4 protein-coding genes and 1 pseudogene are annotated in these 3,599 nt (G+C 39.3%); 3 read left to right on the forward strand and 2 right to left on the reverse strand.

All coding sequences use genetic code 11. From position 1 onward, the window contains the following. The 3 genes from MRT15_RS10975 to MRT15_RS10985 form a co-directional block, all read left to right on the forward strand. A partial coding sequence (locus MRT15_RS10975; protein ID WP_304330228.1) for a hypothetical protein occupies window positions 1-754 on the forward strand: 754 nt, incomplete at its 5' end. Between the two features lie 15 nt (window positions 755-769). Beyond that, window positions 770-1,708, forward strand: coding sequence for an ATP-binding cassette domain-containing protein (locus tag MRT15_RS10980; RefSeq protein WP_304330230.1), 939 nt, complete (start codon window positions 770-772; stop codon window positions 1,706-1,708). A 50-nt stretch (window positions 1,709-1,758) separates the two neighbouring features. Continuing rightward, on the forward strand, window positions 1,759-2,061 hold the full coding sequence (locus MRT15_RS10985; RefSeq protein ID WP_304330232.1) for a hypothetical protein: 303 nt from the start codon (window positions 1,759-1,761) through the stop codon (window positions 2,059-2,061). On the opposite strand, the gene MRT15_RS10990 is transcribed toward MRT15_RS10985, so the two are convergent. Next, entirely contained in the window at window positions 2,058-2,711 is a 654-nt protein-coding gene (locus tag MRT15_RS10990; RefSeq protein WP_304330234.1) for a DUF1847 domain-containing protein, read from the reverse strand. The genes MRT15_RS10985 and MRT15_RS10990 overlap by 4 nt on opposite strands. Before the next feature lie 27 nt (window positions 2,712-2,738). After that, window positions 2,739-3,599 (reverse strand): annotated as a pseudogene (locus MRT15_RS10995) (radical SAM protein); the annotation flags it as partial.

Below are 3,599 nucleotides of genomic sequence, written 5' to 3' on the forward strand. Positions count from 1 at the left end.
AATGGATGCATTGGTGATTGCTGGAAACTTCATTGGATTTGGAATAATAGGATTATTCCTTGAAGCTAGGGGGAAAGTTATGCCTGAAGGGTATACATTCGAGAAATTCATGCTGACAGGGACTTATATGTGGACTATGATGGCGAGGACATATGATGACTGTATAAGGTTGCTGGGGGAGGAGGCAAGTAGGGGGACTATAATGCTATTAATTGAAAGCAATGTGACAATAACGCAAGCCCTTATGGGTAGAGCCATAGCCTCAACAATCAAATATACCTTGATAACATCAGCATTCGGATTACCAGTCCTAAGATATATTGGAGCATTAAACTTCAGTATTGAGCAAACACCAATGCTGGTGTTGGGATATGTATGCTCATGGATGTTCACATTGGGATTATCCATGATAATGGTTGCAATGACACTAATATTCAAGAAGATAGGTATGGTGACGACTAGTGTAATGGAGATAGTTATGATGGCAATAGGATTCTACTTCCCAGTGGAGCTACTACCAAAACAGCTTTGGCCAATAACTGGAGTAATACCATTCACCATTGGAATGCAAATATTCAGAGATATAATGATACTTGGATATCCAAGGGATAGTGTAAATGCAGTATACAGCAGTATAGGGATGGGGATTATGAAAATGATTACCTCAACAATGGTATTCAGCATAATAGCAGCAATGATATTGAGATATGCAATAATTAAAGCTGAGAAGTGGGGAACGATAGAGCAGTATTAGTTGAGGGCGATAAATATGAAGGCTCTAGAGTTTAGGGGGGTTACAAAAACCTTCAAGAGTGGAGCATTGGGTAAGAGGGTTACAGCATTAAAGGATATATCATTCCAATTGGGGGAGGGGGAGGATCTAGCTGTAATTGGGCCAAGCCCATCGGGGAAGACAACACTACTAAAACTCATTGCAGGCATATATAGACCTGATAAAGGGGACATAATAATGTTCGGTAAAAGTATTGTGAAGGATTTAGGTTGGGCTAGGAAGAACACATACTACATTTCACAGCAAATGCAATTGAATAAGAAGCTAACTGTGAAAGAGGAAATATCATACTTCCAAGAACTATTCAAAAACCCAATTAGCAGGGAATGCATGGAAATGCTTGAAATTGTGGGTTTGAGTGAGAAGGATTATGGTAAGAGGATAGAGACATTATCAGAAACCCAGATTACAATACTCAAAGTGGTTTTAGGGTTAATTAAGAAGCCAAAAATAATGCTAATGGATAATGCCCTAGGAGAAATAGATCAAAAGGTAATTGAAGAATTCACAGACATATTAAACTCAATAGAGGGGTTAACGATAATAATGGTGGATAGAAACATAAACCTACTGAATAGGATATGTGAAAAGGCAATGATACTAGTTGATGGGAAGCTAATGGATATTGGGAGAGTGAAAGATATACTCTCAGACTACCCATACAAGTATGATGTGGAAGTAGCTTGGAAGCATGGCGTAGACGAAAATGAAATAGCTAGACTAGGATACCCATACCAGAAGGTTGGAGGAATAGTGAGATACTACTTGAAGGATAAAATGGAATTGAGGGAGATAATGGAGAAAATCGTTGGGGAGATGGATAAAATAATGCAGGCACAGGTATCAGGAATAGATTTGGAAGACATATATTATTGGAAGATATACCCAAAACAATTGAACGAAAAAAATAAGTAAATGTAAATTAAATGGAGAATTGTAAGTTGTTAGGTTGTGGAGGACCCTTCTTGCCAAAAAAATGTACACCCACATGCCCACATTTTAGATGTGCAAAAAAAGCATTAGTAAGAACACAGCAAAAACGTGGGGGAAGCCAACAAGCCATATGCACATGGGCAAACGACCTCTGTAGCGGAGCAAACTGCACCTTCGCATACTGCGAAGAAAGAGCACTACTACCAGATGGAACATGCGAACTCGAATTAAGGAAGAAGCCTATAAAGGTGAGGGAAATAGAGGAGGAAGCGAAGAAGGAAGATATAAAAATGAATGAAAGGGTTATGAAAAAGGTTAAGAAATGGGAATTTTAGTGCGCTTTAATGCCGAAAACCCTATGATAATAACCACTATAGATAACTGCAGCTGGATTATGCCCAGTAACCCTATCCTTAGCTATAAATGTCACTACAGGAGCTTTAGAATACCTATAGAATAATGAGTCATGACCTACACAGAGGCCTAAAGCAATATTCAAATCTGTATCTATTGAATTCAATATGTATGCTTGTCCAATGGGATTGCATATTGCCTCCACAGGACCCCTCCCAAGCCTATACTCCACTGGGACACCTACAATAGATTTATCAATACCCCCAACCTTACAGCATACAGAGTAAACCTTTAAACCAGCATTCTCAAGGGCTTGAGAAGTATAGTTGGCTTCCCTCCTCAACCCAATGCAGAAGGCTAAACCAACCTTCGAAACATTTAAACGCTTACAATATTCAATTATCTCCCTAAGTCTAGGCCATTTCATATACCCTGAACCTTCAATGATAGAAGCTTCCACAGCAAGCTTCCTAGAGTAATCGTTTGTTAGGAGCTCATCCTTAGCCTTCTCAACAACTTCACTTAAAACTTTCATTGGGCAATTTGCTGGAAGCTTATTGTAGTCTGCAGAGTAACATGCAAATACTCCACAGTATGCACATCTAGGTGATTCCAATCCATCCATAACCATCAAGATGCACTATTCTAGTCATATGATTTAAACCTTATTAGACCTCCATTCACTTAATGGTACTCCATACTTCTCTTCAACAACACTCCTATGAATGCTATTGTATGTGCAGAATGGCCTTACAGTTCCATCTGGGAGGGCGTAATGTATTACGCATCTATTAACCCTTTGTAGATCGAAGTTCCATACATCCATGAAGTGCATGCATCCAATCATAACAACCCTCCTCATGAACTTTCCAAGAGCCTCATAACTCCCCTCCCTCAATACTGGTACGAGTAGATCTTTTATCAATCCAAACTTCACATACCTCAAACTTGCAGCAGCCCTCAAGTATGCTTTACCTTTACTACCCTTAGATGCATCTTCATAAACCTTATCCATGGCATTGAAGAATTTATCCACATCTGCAAGTCTAGTTATGGGTTTCCAACCTTCATCAGTTTTAACCATGAATGTAGCTACACCACAGAATGGGCTTGTCGTAAACTCCACATACCTCTTCCCCTTAAGTGCACCCACAGCCCTAGATATTGGAACCACACATGGAACTGGCCTGAAATCGTATACTGAAATTAAGCCATTGGTCTGCTTCTCCACAAGCTTCATGAAATCTGAAGTGTTAATCCTCATGGATTCACGTTCAAGCTTACTAGCCCTACCACTAAAGGATATTGGCTGAACATTAACGCATCTGATAACATCACTATTATCCAATGCAAACCTTATTATGTCCCCGAGCTGATCATCATTAACCCCCTTAGCCAATGTAACCACCAAAACTATGCTTTCATGACCAATCTTCCTAGCATTCTCAATAACCTTGAGCTTAATATCCTTCATTGGAATACCCCTCAACTTAACATATAAATCATCATTTAAACCATC

Origin of the sequence: Candidatus Culexarchaeum yellowstonense (assembly GCF_024707025.1) — an archaeon.
Classification (GTDB): Archaea; Thermoproteota; Methanomethylicia; order Culexarchaeales; family Culexarchaeaceae; genus Culexarchaeum.

Excerpts from the sequence above, each read along its gene's own strand:
- MRT15_RS10990 (WP_304330234.1), bottom strand. The coding sequence starts at position 2,711 with ATGGTTATGGATGGATTGGAATCACCTAGATGTGCATACTGTGGAGTA.
- MRT15_RS10980 (WP_304330230.1), top strand. The coding sequence starts at position 770 with ATGAAGGCTCTAGAGTTTAGGGGGGTTACAAAAACCTTCAAGAGTGGA.